Source organism: Allobosea rubneri (genome assembly GCF_032464875.1).
Taxonomy (GTDB): domain Bacteria; phylum Pseudomonadota; class Alphaproteobacteria; order Rhizobiales; family Beijerinckiaceae; genus Allobosea; species Allobosea rubneri.
In genome coordinates this window covers 1-16,995 of record NZ_JAWDID010000058.1, presented here as the reverse complement: position 1 = coordinate 16,995, position 16,995 = coordinate 1, and the positions used below count along the sequence as shown (strand labels likewise).

Below are 16,995 nucleotides of genomic sequence, written 5' to 3'. Positions count from 1 at the left end.
CCTCCCGGTTCGAAGCACCTCGTCCGGCAGCGTTCGGAACCTTCCGGCGAGGGCCCGCGTTTGATCGGCAAGGCCCCGAACCGGTCGCAAGACGACCGTCGGAGCGACATGACCGACAGGGGGAAGCCATGACGAAAACAGCCAACAAGGCCGTCGAAAGTCTGCGCAAGGAACAGCGCAAGCAGAAGCAGGAAGGCAATGGCTCGGCCGAGAAGCGGCTCGACGAAGCCCTGCGCGAGAGCTTTCCCGCCAGCGATCCCGCGGCGCCGGTGACGCCGACCACGCCGGGAGCACCGAAGCAGCGGCGGGCCTGATCTTCCCTCGCCCGGTTGCGCCCGTGGCATGCCGATGCCATCTCGATCTGCCATCGTGATGGAGACCGAGCATGCCCGAGCGCGCCAGAGTGGAGGCCTTCATCGCCGTGGTCGTCAGCGGCGACCATGTCGGCGCCATCCGCGACTTCTATACCGAAGGCGCCAGCATGCAGGAGAATCTCGGCGAGCCGCGCCGGGGTCGCGAAGCCCTGATGGCGCATGAGGCGAAGGCGCTGGCTCGGCTAGAACGCATGCACACTCATCCGCCTCGCGCCCTGGTGGTCGATGGCGACCGCGTCGTCGTTCATTGGGTCTTCGACGCGATCGGCAAGGATGGCAGTGCGCGACGCCTGGAGGAACTGGCGATCCAGCGCTGGGAGGGCGACCGCATCGCCGAGGAGCGCTTTTTCTACGATACCGCCACGTCCTGGCGCGAGGTCGAAGCGCCAGCCGACGGCAAGAGCCCCAGCTAGAGGCCCCCTCGCCGATCCGATTCCTCGCGGCGCATCGGCGTCCGCCGAAGGCTTCCGGCATTCCGTACAGCTGCGCTCAGAAGGGCGGCGACCGACCGGCCCCTGCCTTAGCGGACGCCGCCGAGCCCGACGGAGAGCTTGTCGCCGATCTCGATGAACTTCAGCGGATTTCGCGCCTGATCAGACAGGCGTGTCTCATAGTGCAGATGCGGCCCGGTCGAGCGCCCGGTCGAGCCGACGCGGCCGATCACCTGCCCGGCTGCGACGAGTTGGCCTGGCTTGACGTCCAAAGCGCTGAGATGGGCGTATCGCGTGGTGACGCCGTTGCCATGGTCGAGCTCGACGAGATTGCCATAGCCGCCGGAGATCTCGGCGCGCAGCACCTGCCCGGCGCCTGCCGCCCGCACCGGCGTGCCGGTCTCACTGCGGAAATCCATGCCGGCATGCATCGCCGTCTGCCCGGTGAACGGGTCGCTGCGCGGGCCGAAATTGCTGGTCGTGCTGTCATCCCCCTCGAGCGGCCGCTGGAACGGCACGATGGTCGCAAGATCGCGCCAGCGCCCGTAGACGGAACGCGCCTGATTGAGCTGCATCAGCGCGTGCTCGAAGCTGCCCGGCCTGATCGAGGTCGAGAGCGGCACCAGCGGGCCGCCCATGCCAGCACGCGCCGCCGGAAGCCTGACCTTGGCGGGATCGAGGCCGATCTCGCCCAGCGCAACCCTGACCTCCTGGACCCGGCCGACGAACTGACGCCCCAGCCCGGCAATCTGCTGTGACTGGCCGGTTTCGACACGGTCGAGCGACTGGCCGAGCAAGGTGATGCGCTGATCGAGGGACAGGGCCTCGTTCGCCTTGACCTGCGCCGCAACCTGGCGGCGCTGCTGCGCCAACACCGCCGGATTGACCTTGTCGATGATGCTGGACTCGCCAGCGAACTGATTGCCGCCGGGCGCCTGTGCCCCGCCCTGAGGCAGCACCGGCCCGACCGCCTGCCCTGCGAGCGCCCCCAGCAGCGCCTGGCGTGCCTCGAGTTCGATCTGCCGGGTGATCAGATCGGCAAGATGGTCCTGCGCGCCGCCGCCGGCGTTGGGTGCCTGCCCCGGCTGCGCCGGCATACCGGGCGAGGCGCCCTGCGCCATGATCGCGCCGACCAGGCGGCGCTGCAGCGCCTTCAGTTTCTCGTCATAGCTGCTTTGCAGGAAGGCCTGTTCCTGCTCCAGGGCGGCGACGCGGCCTTTTTCCCGATGAAGCAGATAGCCGGTCGCGCCGGCGGCGAGGCAAGCCGCGATCGTGATCGACCAAGGCAGCAGGCCGCCGCGACCGCGCGAGGAACCGCCCGAGCCAAAACCCCGCCGCCGCGGCGATTGACCAAGCCCGGCCTGCGGGCTGGACGCCGGCGCGACGGCCCTCTCCTCGTCGCGCCGCTTCAGTCGAACGGGCTGCATGACCCTCGTTCCAGTACACGGCCGCCAGATCGCGCTGTCGGCGAGCCACGGTGGCGTGACGCGAAGCGAGGCAGCGTCACCCTTATCGGGCATAAGTATAGTGCAAACAGAGGGTTGCCGCGATAGTCCCGGCTCTCCAATGCCGTCCCTCCGTCAGACGCAGACGTAGCGAAACTCGCCATTCTCGACGCTGACGCTCGCCTCGGTGAGCGGCCTCTTTTCCAGCTGCAGGTTGAGGATGCTGCGCGAGAGCGCCGGCAGCATCGAGTTGGTGATGATGTTGTCGATCATGCGCCCGCCCGAATCCGGGTCGTTGCATTGTGCGACGATGTGCTCGACCACGGCATCGTCATAGGTGAAGTCCGCGCCGTGATTGTCGCGCAGGCGCTTGCCGATACGGCCGAGCTGGAGTCGCACGATGCCGCCGAGCATCTCGCCGGAGAGCGGGTAGTAGGGGATCGTCACCAGGCGCCCGATCAACGCCGGCGGAAAGACCTTCAGCAGTGCCGGCCGCAGCGCCACCGCGAGCGCCTCGGGATCGGCCCGGCTCGCCGCGTCGCCAGCCAAGCGCATGATCTCGTCGGTGCCGACATTCGAGGTCAGGATGATCAGCGTGTTCTTGAAGTCGATCCGCCGGCCGGTGCCGTCCTCCATCTGTCCTTTGTCGAAGACCTGGAAGAACAGCTCGTGCACATCGGAATGTGCCTTCTCGACTTCGTCGAGCAGCACCACCGAATAGGGCTTGCGGCGCACCGCCTCGGTCAGCCTGCCACCTTCGCCATAGCCGACATAGCCGGGAGGCGCGCCCTTCAGCGTCGAGACCGTATGCGCCTCCTGGAACTCGCTCATGTTGATCGTGATGACGTTCTGCTCGCCGCCATAGAGCGCCTCCGCCAGGGCGAGCGCCGTCTCGGTCTTGCCGACGCCCGACGGGCCGCAGAGCATGAACACGCCGATCGGCTTGTTGGGGTTGTCGAGCTTGGCCCGGCTGGTCTCGATGCGCTTGGCGATCATCGAGATGCCATGCCCCTGCCCGACCACGCGCCGGTTCAACGTCTCGGCCAGATGGAGCACGGTCTCGATCTCGTCCTTGACCATGCGGCCGACCGGGATTCCGGTCCAGTCGGAGACGACGGAGGCGACCGACTGCTCGTCGACATGGGCGTAGATCATCCGGTTGGCGGGATCGATCTCGCCGAGCGAACTGAACTTCTGCTTCAGGCTGGCACGCGTTGCCTCGGGATCGGCGGCAGGGGCTGCCGGCGCCTCGGCATCGGCGGCGGCAGCCTCCCCGGCCGGCTTCTCGCCGAGCTTGCCGCGCAGCAGCGTGATCTCCTCCACCAGCGCCAGTTCGGACGCCCAGTCGGCTTCCAGCTTCTCGAGCTTCGTCTTCAGCGCAGCGCTTTCCTCCTCGATCTTGCCGAGGCGTTCGTCGGTCGCATCGCCCAGATCCTGATCGGCGATCAGCGCCGCCCTTTCCTTCTCCAGCGCCGCGAGGCCGACACGGGCATCCTCGATCGCGGCCGGAACCGCAGTCTGGCTGATCGCGACGCGAGCGCAGGCCGTGTCGAGCAGGCTCACCGCCTTGTCGGGCAATTGCCGCGCCGGAATGTAGCGCGAGGAAAGCTGCACGGCGGCGACGATCGCGGCGTCGGAGATGCGGACCTTGTGATGCGTCTCCATCGGCCCGATCAGCCCGCGCAGCATGGTGCAGCAGCGAACGACATCGGGCTCGTCGACCTGCACCGGCTGGAAGCGCCGGGTCAGCGCCGGGTCCTTCTCGAAATACTGCCGGTATTCCGACCAGGTGGTCGCCGCGATGGTACGCAGCGTACCTCGCGCCAAAGCCGGCTTGAGCAGGTTGGCGGCATCGCCCGTGCCGGCCGCGCCACCCGCGCCGATCAGCGTGTGCGCCTCGTCGATGAACAGGATCACCGGCGTTGACGAGGACTGCACCTCGTCGATGACCGAGCGCAGCCGCTGCTCGAACTCGCCCTTCATCGAGGCGCCGGCCTGCATCAGGCCGATATCGAGGGCGCAGACCTTGACCCCGCGCAGCGGCGGCGGCACGTCGCCCGCGACGACGCGCTGGGCGAAGCCCTCGGCGATCGCCGTTTTGCCGACGCCGGCCTCGCCGGTGAGGATCGGATTGTTCTGGCGCCGGCGCATCAGCACGTCGATGACCTGGCGGATCTCGTCGTCCCGGCCGAGGATCGGGTCCATCGTGCCCGAGCGTGCCTTTTCGGTCAGGTCCTGTGAGAAGCGGTCGAGCGCTGTCGTGCCCTTAGGCCCCTCAGCCTGCTCGGCGCCGGGCGTGCCGGCAGCGCGCAGGCCAGAACCGTCCATCGGCCGCAGGTTCTCCTCCTCCGAGTCCTTCCAGATCTTCGCATGGCCGGCGGCGAGTTCCTCGACCGGGATCTTGCCGAACTCCCGCGAGATCGCGGTCAGCGCGCGCTTCAGCTCCAGCGACTTCAGCGCCGCGACCAGGACATGGCCGGTCCTGATCTGCGTCTCGCCGAAGAACAGGGTGGCGTAGTGCCAGCCGCGGTCGAGCACGTCGACGACGTTGTTGGCGACGCCGGGCATCTCCGTCTCGTTCTTGCGGAAGCCCTCGATGACGCCGCCGATATCGGTGGCGAGCCGGGCCATGTCGAGCCCGTAATGCTGCGCCGTCAGCCCGATATCGGTCGAGCGGCGCTGCAGGATCTGGGCGAGCCAGTGCGCCAGCTCGACATTGCGGTTCCCGGCTCCCTTGGCCTGGCGTAGCGCCTGGATGAAGGCTTCGTAGCCGACGCGGTTGAGCTTGCCGGTGACGGCTTCGAGACTGATGTCGGCCATGCCTGTCTCCTATCGTCGGTCTTTTGGGCGAGCGTCCTGAGCATGGGGAGTCCGGCTTTGCCGGCTGCGCTTCTGGCGCATGCGCTCGGCCGGGTGGAAACGCGCATCGCGCCGGAGCGTCCCGTCGGGCACGTCCCAGTTCGGCGAGACCCAGCTCGACCAGCCGAGCGCCCCGAAGCGCCCGAGCTGCATCGGCCTGACCTTGCCGACCGGCAGGGCAAGCTCGACATCCCATTCGAACTGCTCGCCGAGATAGAAGAACACCGCATCGGCCAAAGGCTCGCAGCGGTCGCCATTGGGCAGGAAGCGGTCGAACTGCTCCATGTCGCGGGCGACGATGCGCAACCGGAACTTGTCCTCGACGCTGTAGACGCTGGCCCCGACGAGGGCATTGCTGCCGAGCGCACAATGCCCGAGGCCGAGCCTGGTTCGATCGGCTGGATCGAAGGCCAGCCACATGCCGACGAACTGCTCGACCTCGACCTCGATGTCGAACAGCCCGGTGAGCAGGCTGCGCAGGCGCGAGGCGGACTTTGCCTGCGCTCCGGTCAGCCCGGCATGGGCGAGTTTTTCGGCATCCGGCACGCTGTCCAGATTCTGGTAGGGCTTCGAGCCGAGGCCGGTCATGCTTCCGACATAGGCGACGAACCGGTCGAGATCGGCCCGGTCATGCTGAGCGATCGGCCGGGAATCCGCCCAGGCCCGAAAGAAGAGCTGCAGGAAGCGGTGGTTGAAGATGTCGAGGAAGCGCGGAAAGGCGTCGTCGCGCGCGATCTGCCAGTGATAGCTCTCCTCGGTGGTCGCCAGCGGCAGCGCGCCCTGCGGCCCGAGCAGGCCGAGGAACTTGACGAAGAGCCGCAGCCGCCCCTGCCCGTCCCGGTCCGCCTCGGCAAGCGTCGAGGCCGGGAAGTCCATATAGGCCTGCTCGCCCAGCGCTAGGTACTCGTCGCGCCGCGCCGCCACGTCGCCGATGCGCTCGCGCTCGGGGAAGCTGCGCTCGATCCGCCGCAGCACCGCGTAGAAGTCGTGACGCCAGGGTTCGGCCCGCAAGGCTTCGATGAAGGGCGGCTCGACGCGCAAGCCCTTGAGCGCCTCCGGCGGGACCGTGTCGTGCTGGGCGCTCACAGGATCCGTCTCGCACCGGCGCGCGGCGGAAAGCGCATGATCTCGCCGCGCTCGGCGGTGCGGATCACCGTCTGGGTGAAGTGGTTCATGGCGGCATACTCGGCGAGGAAACGGTCGAGCACCGCGCCGAGCAGGAAGACCCCGCTGCCCTCGAAGGCCTTTTCGTCGAATAGAACGGTGACTTCGAGCCCCCGCGCCGCGCCGGTTCCTCCCCGTTGCGGGAAGCGGCGAACGACCGGCCGGCTGTCGACGCTCTTGACCCCGCGGATGCGGCGCTCGATGGCGCCGTCGGCGAGATCGGCGAAAAGCGAGAGCATCTCGCGCAGCGCCTCGCCATTGCGTCCGGCACCGTGCTGGACAAGACCGAGTTGGTTGAGACTGAGCAGGTTGATCAGGCGCCAGGTGACGACGCCCGTGCTCGCCGTCTCCGAACGCAGCCTGAGCTGCGAGACGATAGGCTCGCGCGGCGGCGTCGGCCCCGCGAGACAAACGATGTCGAGCGCGACATTGTCGATCAGGCGGAAGTCCGCCCCGCCGGTGCCGGTCGGCAAATGCTCGGTGAGGTGACGGTTCGAGCAGAGCGCCCGCACGCTGAGCTCGGCCACCGAGGTGGCGTCACTGACCGTCGCGGGCTCGGCCAGCGAGATGAACATCTCGGTGCCGACATAATCAGTCTCACGTCCCTCGCGACGCTCAGCCGCCCCGCGGCGGCGCGGCAGCCGGCGTTGCGTATAGAGCAGGCCCTGCGTCGGCGAAGCCCCTTCTGGCGAGGAATAGAGCGGGTGAACCTTCTGCTTCTCGCGGCCGCCGACATAATGCGCGTAGACATCGAGGATTCTGTGCGGCTCGTAATCCAGCATCCGGCTGCGATCCGGCACCACGTGGTACTCGTGCTCGTTCTTGCGCACCGGAATGCGGTCTGTCGTCTTCTCGAACAGGTTGACGGCCGGCGCGGCATAGAGCGCGAACATCGCGCGCTGCACCGCCGCCGCGAGCCGCGTGTTGACCTCGTTGAAGGCGAAGATCACGTCGACATTCTTGGACTTGAGCCGCGGCATGATCCGCTCCAGGCCGCCGAGCCTGAAGCCGAGGAATTTGCGCGGGAACCAGAAATACTCGCGCAGCAGGTCGAAGCCGCGGAACACCCGCGTATCGGCAGGCAACAGGGCCTCGTCCTCGTCGAAGCCGATCTGCTCGAGCGTGCACTCGGCCCCGGAGGTGATCACAGGATCGCCGAACTCGTCGAGATGGCGGAAATAGATCCCGACGCAGTTGGCGAACAACTGCTCGTAGAGAGCGACCGCATCGGCTTCGCCACCGAGAAGATGCACCTTCAGCTCGCGGCATTTGCAGCCGGCAAACCAGCTCATCGGCAGCTTGGCCGCCTGCGCCGCGCCCGGCTCGTCGGCAGGATCGCTCGCGGTCCGGTGCGTCAACGACAGGCGAAGCCCCGAGAGCACGCGTGCGTCGGGCGGCAGGCCCAGTGCCTGCAGCGGGCCGGGCGCGGGAATATACTCGGCCGCCGCCACGTCGAACGGCCAGAGCATCACCTCCGCCCCCAGCCGGTAGCGGCAGGCGACGCGCCGGTCGCGCTCGACATAGGTCGCGTCGAGATAGGCTCCACGCGGAACGTGCACGCCCTCGCGCAGCCCCGGATCGGCATAAAGCGGCATCATGCCAGCGAGCAGTGCCGAGGGAGTGGGCGCCAGATAGTTCGGGATCAGCTGTTCGAGCAGGTTGTTGGTGAATTCGGGGAACTCGTGCTTGAGCTTGAGCTGGACCCGCGCCGCAAGGAAGGCGGCTCCGTCCAGCAGTCCCCGCACCATCGGATCCATGCGCTCGCCGACCAGACCGCCGAGCCGCTCCGCGATCCCCGGATATTCTTCCGCGAATTCCTTGGTGTGTTCCTCGAAGAGCCGGAGCTCGCGATTGTAGAAATCCAGGAACTCTTGGTTCATGAGGCGCTATCGGCTCTTGATCGCGATCTTGCCGGTGTCGAGCTCGACATCGGCGACGAACTGAACCGGCACGTCGACCGGCTCGCAATTGAGGTCGGCCCGGACGAGGAAGCGAACCTTCAGCTCGGCCTTGTCGATGCTCTCGTCCCGCTCGACGGCGATGGACTGGCGGATCAGGCGCGGCTCGTAGCCGATGAGCACATCAGCCAGTTCGTCCCTGATCGAGCCAACGCGGTATTCGTCGATGGAACGGTTCGCGATGTCGGGAAAGCCGTGATTGAGCACGGAGCGCCGGACATGCTCGAAACGCGAGAGATCGGCCGAGGATGCGAGGTTGGTCGTGTTGACCAACGCATCGAGATCGACCGCGATCTCCTGCCGCAGCTTCTGTTCAGTGATCGCGGCCCGCGGCGCGGCGCGGCGCCCGGCGATGACGCGTTCGCCGCCGGCGTCGCGCAGATCGAGCGGCGTCTTCGCATCCTTGCTGCGATGCGCCTCCCGGAACGCGAACATCAGCGGCGGGCGCAGCCTGTTCTTCGCTCTCGCGTCCATGACCAAGCCCTCCATCCACCTGCCCGACAATCGGGCATCGCCGCGCCCGAGCCGCAACCTCTGCAAGAGGCTGCAGGAACCGCCTCCGCAAGCTCCTGCCCCTCGTCGGATCGGCCTGTCGCCGACCGAAACGCGGCCGCTGCGGCACCTCTCGCGGGGCAGCCGCAGCGTTCCCGCGCCTGACGGGCCCCGCCGCGAACGCGCCAGGGCCCGGCCCGTCACTCCTTGTTGGCCTTGATGTCCCAGGTGCCGGTCGAGGGCGCGCCAAGCGTGCCGTCATCCTTCTGGAATTTGTACTCGAACTTGATCTTGGCGAAGTTCAGCGAGAACTGGTCGGTCGGCACCGGATTGCCGCCGGTCGAGTCGCCGGACTGGTAACTGGAGACGAGCAGATCCTGCAGGGTCACAGTATAGAACTCCTGCTGATCCTTGCCCTGCTTGCGGACGAACAGAACAGCCTTCTTGATGTGCTTGCCGGAGGCGCAGGACAACATCAACACAGGCGAGGCCTTGCTGACATTGGCCGTGCAATGCAGGTCCTGAAAGCTGACTTTTCCGGCACCGCCGCCGGAACCCGAGGAATGGGTACCGGAATTGCTCGCCCCCCAGGAGAAGGATTCGATCTCGATCGTTTCCTTGTGCTTGGAATCGTGGCTCTCACCCTTGATTCCTTCAATCTCGAGCAGGAAGTCGCTAGCCATCTTTCTCTCCAGTGTTTGACCGTCATCTGACGAAGTCGATTGCGACGGCGCATCGCTCGCGGGGTGGCACCGGCGCGCGACCGCTCAGCCCCGATGCGAGCGGGCACGGGGTAGGCACAGGCTGGAGACTTCGCGCGCCCGAAAGCGCGCGACGCCCTATTCCTTTCGCCCAGGCAGGCGCGAGACCAGGCTCAGGCCGATATCCATCCCTTCGAGCTGGAAATGCGGCCTGAGATAGAACTTTGCCGAATAATATCCGGGGTTCTCCTCGTCTTCGAAGACGTCGATGCGCGCATCGGAAAGCGGTCGACGCGCCTTCGTCTCCTCGCTGGAATTGACGGGATCGCCGTCGATATAGTCGGTGATCCACTCCTGCAGCCAGCGACGCAGGGGTTCGCGCTCCTTGGTGGAGCCGACCTTGTCGCGCACCATGCATTTGAGGTAGTGCGCGAAACGTGAGACGGCGAACATGTATGGCAGCCGCGAGGACAGATTGTCGGACGCGGTCGCCGCAACGCCGTCGGGTCCGAAGAAGGCCTTCGGCTTGTACAGCGACTGCGCGCCGATGAATGCGGCCTTGTCGGTGTTCTTGCGGTGGATCAGCGGGATCAGCCCCGATTTCGCCAGCTCGGCCTCGCGCCGGTCACTGATCGCGATCTCGGTCGGACATTTCAGGTCGACGCCGCCATCATCGGTCGGGAAGGTATGTGTCGGCAGGTTCAGGACCTCGCCGCCCGACTGCACGCCGCGGATACGGGTACACCAGCCATATTCCTTGTAGGCACGGTTGATGTTGACGGCCATCGCATAGGCCGCGTTCATCCAGGCGTATTTTTCGCCCCTATGGCCGTCGGTATCCTCCTCGAAGGCGAACTCCTCGACCGGCTCCGACTTGGCGCCGTAAGGCACGCGCGAAAGCACGCGCGGCAGGCACAGCCCCATATAGCGGGAGTCCGCGGCGTCGCGCAGCGACTTCCAGGCGGCATAGTCCGGTGTGTCGAAGACCTTGCCGAGATCGCGCGGATTGGACAGCTCCGTCCAGGCATCCATGCCCATCAAGGTGGGATCGGCGGCGGCGAAGAAGGGGGCATGAGCTGAGGCCGCGACCTTGGAGAGATCGCGCAGCAACTGCACGTCCGTCGCCAGATGGCTGAAATGGTAGTCGCCTATCAGGCAGCCGAAGGGCTGACCGCCGAGCTGACCAAACTCCTGCTCATAGACCTGCTTGAAGAGCGGGCTCTGATCCCAGCGGGCTCCGGGGTAGGTCTTGAGATTGCGGTAGAGCTCGTTCTTGCCGACATTCATCACCTTGATCTTCAGCTGCGAGTCCGTCTCGGAGTTGAAGACAAGGTAATTCAGACCGCGCCAGGCGCTCTCGATCTTCTGGTATTCGGGGGCGTGCAGCACCTCGTTGATCTGCTCGGTCAGCTTGGCGTCGAGCCGCGCGATCATCTCCTCGATCGTGTCGAGCACGTCGGTCTTGATCAGCGTCGAGTCGGCGAGCGCCTGGTTTACGAGAGTCGCGACCGCATTCTCGACTTCGGTCGCGGCGCGCTCGGTCTTCGGCTTGAAGCTCTGCTTGAGAACGTTCGCGAACTCGTCCGCGTCCCGCGTCTCGGCTACTGCTCCGCCGGGCTGCTGGATTTGTGTTTCCGCCATGGCCGCCTCGCTCAACCGTTGCCGTTTTGCTTGTTGCCGTCAGCCGACTTCTCGCCGAGCTTGTCCTTCATCGCAGCCATGAGTTGCGGATCGGCCAGCAGCGCCTTGATCTGGTCGCTCGCCGCCATCTTGCCGTCCATGTAGCGCAGCAGGTTGGCGAGCTGCTCGCGCGCCTCCAGCAGCTTCGCAGTGGCCGGAATCTGGCGGGCGATGGCAGCCGGATTGAAGTCGTCGAACTTGGTGAACTTCAGAGCCACCGAGAGCTTTTCGCTGCCGTCGCCGCCAAGCTTGTTGGGCACGTTGAAGGCGACACCGGGCTCGATCGCCGCCATGCGCTGATCGAAATTGTCCATGTCGATGTCGAGGAATTTGCGCTCGGAGATATCGGGCTTCTCGACGGCGGAAGCGTTGCCGGAGAGGTCGGCGAGGACGCCCATTACAAAGGGCAGTTCGATCTTCTGCTCGGCGTTGTAGGGGTCCTCATATGTGATGTGGACCCGCGGCGGCCTGTTTCGGCGAATGAACTTCTGCCCAGAATCCCCGGCCATGTCAGCGCCCCTTCCTCTAGAGGCATCACGCAAAGGTAGCGTGACACCACGCCAAGTCACCTAGCTCGCTATACCATACACAATTGCCGTCAGCTTGACAGTTCCTGTTGAACTGCTCGCAACGTGCCGATCGGCCATGCAAACCAATCGCGAATTCGTGAATTCGTCGACACCGGCAGGCATGACGACGCCATTCGCAAGGGGCCTTCTCCCGGGTGAGTAAGTATCCGGGAGCCTATTCGTCGATGCTCCTGCGTATGCCTACTTCAGGAAGGATATCGCTCAGCAGCGACATGAAATCCTGTTGCGCGAGCGCGCAGGCTTTGTCCATCAGGAGCGGCACAGGGTTCGAAGGCTCGACGAGTCGATAGAAGGCGGCCACTGCCCTCATCCGACTGACGGCCTCGGCGCGGTTCGCGACGCTCTGCGCCGCAGCCTCGGAGGCCGACGCCGTCGCGGTGGCAGCGACCGGCTCAGCAGCCGGCTCGTGCTCGCTTTCCGCGCCGCCGCGCTCGCCTTCGGTCGCTTCTGCCTCGCCCTCCTCTTCCGAGCTCTCCTGCCAGGCGTCGCTTGACTGCTCCTCGTAGCCATCGCCTCCGGGATCCTCGTAGCCCTCAGACGCATTCAACCGCTCGAGCGGGAGCTGGAAGCGCGGCTCGGTGCCGATCTCGAGGATCGCCTTGTCGACATGCTCGGGAAACATGATCTGGATCACCTCGATCAGCGACTTGCCGATCAGCCGCTGCGCCTGTCCGATCAGCAGCACCGCCGGGCTCGAAGGCTCGGAGTGGCGGAAATAGGCGAGGCAGGCGGAAAGCGCGGCACGCGCCTCCGGCACGGAGGCGCAGGCGCCGGCCGGCAAGATAAGCGGCGCCAGCGAAACCGCGGCCGGAGAGCCGGCATCCGCAGCAGACTCGCCCGTCTCCTGCGGAGCACTCCGGCCGGCAAAGGGTTCGAGAAGGCTGATGATCTGGCCGACCAGGGCCGAAAGGCGCGGAAAGCTCAGCGCCCCGCCGCCTCCCACCCGCTCGTTCCAGATCGCGCGGATCTGGGCTATCGCTTCGCGGATCGCCACGACTTGGTCGAACCCCGCCTTCAGCTCCGCAGGGTTGTGTTTGGCGAGCTCGTCGAGCGCGGCCTGGATCGCGCCCCCGTCGGGGTGCTGCTCGGCCTCGTCGGGCTGGATCGCACCGGTAGCGACGAGCTGACTGCGGAAGACCAGCGGGCCGATCCGCTTGCTGGTCAGGAGCGGCGCATGCTGCAGCGGCAACACCACCGTGGCGAGGTCGTCGAGACTCTGCAGCGCGGCCTCGCGCAGGGTGAGACTCTCCCCCTCGGCGCGGGGATGCACCTCCTTCCAGTATTGCGAGAGATGACCCGCAATCAGGTCAAGGCAAGCGGAAAAGCCGGGGATGTCGCGGTTTAGCAGGCAGAGCTTGCCGGCCAGCACCAGCACGCGAATGTCGCGGCTGAGCTTAAGGACCTTAGCGATATCGGCGAAGGCGACAGGGAAATCGATCGCCGACCGGTCGAAATAGGATGTCGGCAGCATCACTTCGAGATGCGCAATGATGTTGGTGAGGGCCACGTCTTCATCGGGATCCGGGCCGCAAGGGCCGTCCACCAGAACCGGCCCGGCCAGATCAGCGAAGTTCAACGCCGCCATGAGCCCCCTCGGTCAATATGCGGACGCCACGAGGCGCCGGCACGAGCAGTCGTCAATCGGCCTGAATCCGGGTCTCGACGCGACGATTGTCCCCCGAGAACGGATCTGCGGCGATCGGCTTGCTCTGGCCGTAGCCGCGCGGCACCAGCTTGGCGGCGTCGACGCCACGCAAGCTGAGATAGTTGACCACGGCCTTGGCGCGCCGCTCGGACAAGTTCAGGTTATAGTCGGCCGAGCCTCGGGCATCGGTATGCCCTTCGACCAGGAAGTTGTTCGTCGCCAGTTGCGGGTCCTTCAACGCCTTGGCGAATTCGTCGAGATTGCTCTTGGCCTCGGGCTCAAGCGCATCGGAATCATACTTGAACTTGACGACCAGATCGAAGGCTGCCGGCGGCTTCACGGCATGGCCGGCCTTGTTGCATTCAGCCTCCGTGCCGATGCAGAGCCCGCGCGAAACGCCGAGACTGGGCTTTCCACCTCCGAAATGCTTGATGATGTCGTCCGCCTTGTAGCTCTGCGACAGTGCCGGCAAGGATGAAAACGCCCAGCCTCCCGCAGCGAAAACGGCGCCGACACACACAATGGCCTGCTTGCGCACCGTCTTCCTCCCGTTTAATTTCACGCTGGCGGTTGAAGACTTACGGCATGGACTATGACTCGCAGCCTCCGCTGCGTCAATGTCGTCTCCAAGCAAAAGCCACGAGGTTTCGTTGATGCCCGCCGAACTTCGTCAGTCAAAAAGACTCGCCTCCTTTACCACTCCTCTGGGGCAAGACTTCTTTTCACTTATCAAGTTCGAGGCCCGCGAGGCTCTTAGCGAATTGTTCGTCTATCAGGTCGAGGCGACGAGCACGACTGCCGATGCCGATCTGCAAAGCATCATCGGCGAGAAATGCGCCGTCAAGATGACTTTGAAGAACGGGCAGGACCGCATCTTCAACGGCGTGCTGGTCGATGCACAATGGCTCGGCCGCGAGAACGACATAGACAGCTATCGTTTTATCCTGCGGCCCTGGCTCTGGCTGCTCTCACAACGCTCGGATTGCCGCATCTTCAAGGACAAGACGCCGATCGACATCATCAAGGCGATCTTCGGCAAGGAAGCCAAGGCGAGCTTCGACGACCGCGTCAGCGACAAGCCGACCGCGATCGAATACTGCGTCCAGTATCGCGAGACCGATCTCGACTTCGTGCTCCGACTGCTCGAGAAGTACGGGATCTATTACTATTTCAAGCACACGGACAACGACCACCAGCTCGTCCTGTCCGACGCCCGCTCCTCGCATGATCCCGTTACGGCCGCCGCCGAGCCGACCTTCGCCGGGGCCGGCACAGACTACCCCTTCATGCCGAAGGATGGACGACAGCGCCGCCAGATCGAGCACATCACCCAATGGTCGACGCTTCGGCGCCTGCGCACGGGCAAGATCGAGCTCAAGGACTACGATTTCGAGAAGTCGGCCGCCGACCTGACTGCCAAGGCCGAGGAAGGTTTCGCGCGCAGCAAGGCCTACGAGAGCTACGACTATCCCGGCGCCTATCTCGACCGGGGCAAGGGCGAGCGCTTCGCCAAGGTGCTGGCCCAGGCCGAGCAGGCACAGGACGACCGCCGTCAGGCCATGGGCGAGGCGCCGAGCCTGCATCCGGGCTCACTGATGAAACTCGGCGTGCACCCGGTCGGCTCCGAGAACGCCGAATATCTCGTGGTCCGCGCCACACACAGCTTCGGGGTCCAGAGCTACCGCTCCTCGAAGCGCGCCGACGATGCGATCTATCAGGGATCCTACGAGTTCCAGAAGGCCGACAAGCGCTTTCGCGCACCCCTCCTCACGCCTTGGCCAACGATCGTCGGCCCAGACACCGCGAAGGTCGTCGGGGAGAAGAACAAGGGCGAGGAAGGCGATATCGACGTCGACAAGTTCGGCCGGGTCTGGCTGCGCTTCCACTGGGATCGGGAGAAGGACTCGACCTCCTGCCGCGTCCGCGTCGGTCAGGCCTGGTCCGGCAGGAACTGGGGTGGACAGATCATCCCGCGCATCGGCCAGGAGGTCATCGTCGAGTTCATCGAGGGCGACCCCGACCGCCCGCTCGTCATCGGTACGGTCGTCAACGACCTGCATATGCCCCCTTACGACCTGCCAGGCAGCAAGACCCAGTCCGGCCTCAAATCGGAATCGACAGACGGCGGCGGCAAGCGGGGCAAGTTCAACGAGATCAAGTTCGAGGACCTCGCCGGCAAGGAGGTCTTCAGCATGCAGGCCGAGAAGGACCACAAGACTGTGGTCTTCAACATCGAGACCCGCGATGTCGGAGAGAAATTCGAAGGCGGAGCGACCGATTTCGCCCGCACCACCCAGATCATGGGCGGCAGCGACAAGCTGCACGTCAAGGACGGCAAGCGCTATGTCGAGGCTGCGCTGGAGATCAAGCTGGTCTGCGGCCAGAGCACCATCACCATGACGCCGACCGACATCACGATCTCGTCGCCGACCATCAAGGTCACCAGCACCATCAAGACCGAGGTCCACGCCGACGCGACCACGATTGTCACGGGCGGCATCGTCAAGATCAACTGAGCAAGGTGCAACCGAGCACGAAATGTCCCGCCTCCGCTTCAGTTCGGCCCGCGAGGTCTTCGAGAGCTTCCCGGCGCTGCGCCAGCTCGTAGGCACTCCGCCCACCACCGAGCCGCCTCTTACCTTTCTGGCCCGCCTCGCAGCTGGTGCGGAGCCCCAGCAGGCCATTGGCTTCTGCGCCTTCCTGCTGCCGCGGCGCGAAGCCGTCTGGTGGGCCCTGCAGAGCGTCCAGCGCATGCGGCCATCCGGAGCATCGGCCGATCCCGGCCTGCAGGCCGCCGAGGCCTGGGTTCGCGATCCCGGCGATGCCCTGCGCCGTGCCGCTCTCGATACCGCCGAAGCCGGCGACAGTGCCGAGCCCGGTACCTGGGTCGCCTGGGCAGCGGGCTATTCCGGCGGCAGCATGCTCGCGAACCATGCGGTCCCCTGCCCGCCCGACCTCACGGCCAAGACGGCGCGTATCGCGGTGTTAACCGCGCTCGGCCGTGTTCCGGCGCGCGAGCGTGATGCCGCATTGCGGAATTGCGTCGAAGCATGCTTTCGTTTGGTCGATGACGAAGGCGGCGGAACGCGGACGTAGAGCTGGCGTGGTCATGCCGCCGGAGCGGCGGAAGCCTTGTGACAGCGATACGGGCATTTCCAGATGGCGCTGACGCTGACGATCGAGAACGAGACCTCGCTGCCCGATGGCGGCCCGCTCAGCGTGACCCTGAGCGGCGGCCGCGGCCTCGATATCGGCCGCGACCAGCATCTCGACTGGGCGCTGCCCGACCCGACGCGCGCCATTTCCGGCCGGCATTGCGAAATCCGCTATCGCGACAACGCCTATTGGCTGCGCGACATCTCGACCAACGGCACCTTCGTCAACGGCGCAGCCCACAGGGTGCAATCGCCCTATCGGCTGCAGCATGGCGACCGGCTCGAGATCGGCCACTACATCATCGCGGTGACCATCGACGAGGCGGACCGCCAAGCCGCCGCGACGGCCGAGCGCCCGCGCACCCCGCCACCGCCAGGACAATCCCTCTGGGACGGGAATGGCGACGAGGCCCCGCCGATCGCGCGCAGGGACCTGATGCCGCAGAAATACAAACCGGTCCATGCCGGCTTCATCGACTGGGCGGCCGACATCCCCAACCC

15 protein-coding genes are annotated in these 16,995 nt (G+C 65.7%); 5 read left to right on the top strand and 10 right to left on the bottom strand.

What is annotated here, in order from left to right; genetic code table 11:
* Nucleotides 1–128: 128 nt before the first annotated feature.
* On the top strand, nt 129–314 hold the full coding sequence (locus RKE40_RS24635; protein ID WP_316020836.1) for a hypothetical protein: 186 nt from the start codon (nt 129–131) through the stop codon (nt 312–314).
* 71 nt (nt 315–385) lie between these two features.
* On the top strand, nt 386–787 hold the full coding sequence (locus RKE40_RS24630) for a nuclear transport factor 2 family protein (RefSeq protein ID WP_316020835.1): 402 nt from the start codon (nt 386–388) through the stop codon (nt 785–787).
* A 107-nt stretch (nt 788–894) separates the two neighbouring features.
* On the opposite strand, the gene RKE40_RS24625 is transcribed toward RKE40_RS24630, so the two are convergent.
* The 10 genes from RKE40_RS24625 to RKE40_RS24580 all read right to left on the bottom strand — a co-directional run bounded on the left by RKE40_RS24625 (nt 895) and on the right by RKE40_RS24580 (nt 13,811).
* Nucleotides 895–2,232 carry a M23 family metallopeptidase gene (locus RKE40_RS24625; protein ID WP_316020834.1) on the bottom strand — a complete coding sequence of 446 codons (1,338 nt, stop codon included), beginning with the start codon at nt 2,230–2,232 and terminating at the stop codon, nt 895–897.
* Nucleotides 2,233–2,385: 153 nt separating this feature from the next.
* Entirely contained in the window at nt 2,386–5,070 is a 2,685-nt protein-coding gene (tssH, locus tag RKE40_RS24620) for a type VI secretion system ATPase TssH (protein ID WP_316020833.1), read from the bottom strand.
* 9 nt (nt 5,071–5,079) lie between these two features.
* Nucleotides 5,080–6,195: a type VI secretion system baseplate subunit TssG gene (tssG, locus tag RKE40_RS24615; RefSeq protein WP_316020832.1), complete on the bottom strand. Its 1,116-nt coding sequence runs from the start codon at nt 6,193–6,195 to the stop codon at nt 5,080–5,082.
* The gene (tssF, locus tag RKE40_RS24610; RefSeq protein ID WP_316020831.1) at nt 6,192–8,153 is read right to left on the bottom strand and encodes a type VI secretion system baseplate subunit TssF; all 1,962 of its coding nucleotides are present in this window, start codon (nt 8,151–8,153) and stop codon (nt 6,192–6,194) included. Before tssF ends, tssG begins: the two co-directional genes overlap by 4 nt.
* A 6-nt stretch (nt 8,154–8,159) precedes the next feature.
* Nucleotides 8,160–8,705, bottom strand: a complete 546-nt coding sequence (locus tag RKE40_RS24605; protein ID WP_316020830.1) for a type VI secretion system baseplate subunit TssE — start codon at nt 8,703–8,705, stop codon at nt 8,160–8,162.
* A gap of 218 nt (nt 8,706–8,923) precedes the next feature.
* A complete protein-coding gene (locus tag RKE40_RS24600) occupies nt 8,924–9,406 on the bottom strand; it encodes an Hcp family type VI secretion system effector (protein ID WP_316020829.1) in 483 nt (160 codons plus the stop codon).
* 156 nt (nt 9,407–9,562) lie between these two features.
* Nucleotides 9,563–11,065, bottom strand: a complete 1,503-nt coding sequence (gene tssC, locus RKE40_RS24595) for a type VI secretion system contractile sheath large subunit (RefSeq protein WP_316020828.1) — start codon at nt 11,063–11,065, stop codon at nt 9,563–9,565.
* 11 nt (nt 11,066–11,076) lie between these two features.
* The gene (gene tssB / locus RKE40_RS24590) at nt 11,077–11,613 is read right to left on the bottom strand and encodes a type VI secretion system contractile sheath small subunit (protein ID WP_316020827.1); all 537 of its coding nucleotides are present in this window, start codon (nt 11,611–11,613) and stop codon (nt 11,077–11,079) included.
* Nucleotides 11,614–11,848: 235 nt separating this feature from the next.
* On the bottom strand, nt 11,849–13,279 hold the full coding sequence (locus RKE40_RS24585) for a type VI secretion system protein TssA (protein WP_316020826.1): 1,431 nt from the start codon (nt 13,277–13,279) through the stop codon (nt 11,849–11,851).
* A 52-nt stretch (nt 13,280–13,331) separates the two neighbouring features.
* A complete protein-coding gene (locus RKE40_RS24580) occupies nt 13,332–13,811 on the bottom strand; it encodes an OmpA family protein (protein WP_316020825.1) in 480 nt (159 codons plus the stop codon).
* 145 nt (nt 13,812–13,956) lie between these two features.
* Here RKE40_RS24580 and RKE40_RS24575 point away from each other — a divergent pair, with 145 nt between their 5' ends.
* The 3 genes from RKE40_RS24575 to RKE40_RS24565 all read left to right on the top strand — a co-directional run.
* Nucleotides 13,957–15,855, top strand: coding sequence for a type VI secretion system Vgr family protein (locus RKE40_RS24575; RefSeq protein ID WP_316020824.1), 1,899 nt, complete (start codon nt 13,957–13,959; stop codon nt 15,853–15,855).
* A 22-nt stretch (nt 15,856–15,877) separates the two neighbouring features.
* On the top strand, nt 15,878–16,435 hold the full coding sequence (locus RKE40_RS24570) for a DUF6931 family protein (protein WP_316020823.1): 558 nt from the start codon (nt 15,878–15,880) through the stop codon (nt 16,433–16,435).
* A 63-nt stretch (nt 16,436–16,498) separates the two neighbouring features.
* Nucleotides 16,499–16,995 (top strand): type VI secretion system-associated FHA domain protein (locus RKE40_RS24565; RefSeq protein WP_316020822.1); only part of this gene is annotated, 497 nt, incomplete at its 3' end.

Coding starts and splice junctions, on each gene's coding strand:
- RKE40_RS24635 (WP_316020836.1), top strand. CDS start 129: ATGACGAAAACAGCCAACAAGGCCGTCGAAAGTCTGCGCAAGGAACAG.
- RKE40_RS24630 (WP_316020835.1), top strand. CDS start 386: ATGCCCGAGCGCGCCAGAGTGGAGGCCTTCATCGCCGTGGTCGTCAGC.
- RKE40_RS24625 (WP_316020834.1), bottom strand. CDS start 2,232: ATGCAGCCCGTTCGACTGAAGCGGCGCGACGAGGAGAGGGCCGTCGCG.
- tssH (WP_316020833.1), bottom strand. CDS start 5,070: ATGGCCGACATCAGTCTCGAAGCCGTCACCGGCAAGCTCAACCGCGTC.
- tssF (WP_316020831.1), bottom strand. CDS start 8,153: ATGAACCAAGAGTTCCTGGATTTCTACAATCGCGAGCTCCGGCTCTTC.
- RKE40_RS24605 (WP_316020830.1), bottom strand. CDS start 8,705: ATGGACGCGAGAGCGAAGAACAGGCTGCGCCCGCCGCTGATGTTCGCG.
- RKE40_RS24600 (WP_316020829.1), bottom strand. CDS start 9,406: ATGGCTAGCGACTTCCTGCTCGAGATTGAAGGAATCAAGGGTGAGAGC.
- tssC (WP_316020828.1), bottom strand. CDS start 11,065: ATGGCGGAAACACAAATCCAGCAGCCCGGCGGAGCAGTAGCCGAGACG.
- tssB (WP_316020827.1), bottom strand. CDS start 11,613: ATGGCCGGGGATTCTGGGCAGAAGTTCATTCGCCGAAACAGGCCGCCG.
- RKE40_RS24585 (WP_316020826.1), bottom strand. CDS start 13,279: ATGGCGGCGTTGAACTTCGCTGATCTGGCCGGGCCGGTTCTGGTGGAC.
- RKE40_RS24575 (WP_316020824.1), top strand. CDS start 13,957: ATGTCGTCTCCAAGCAAAAGCCACGAGGTTTCGTTGATGCCCGCCGAA.
- RKE40_RS24570 (WP_316020823.1), top strand. CDS start 15,878: ATGTCCCGCCTCCGCTTCAGTTCGGCCCGCGAGGTCTTCGAGAGCTTC.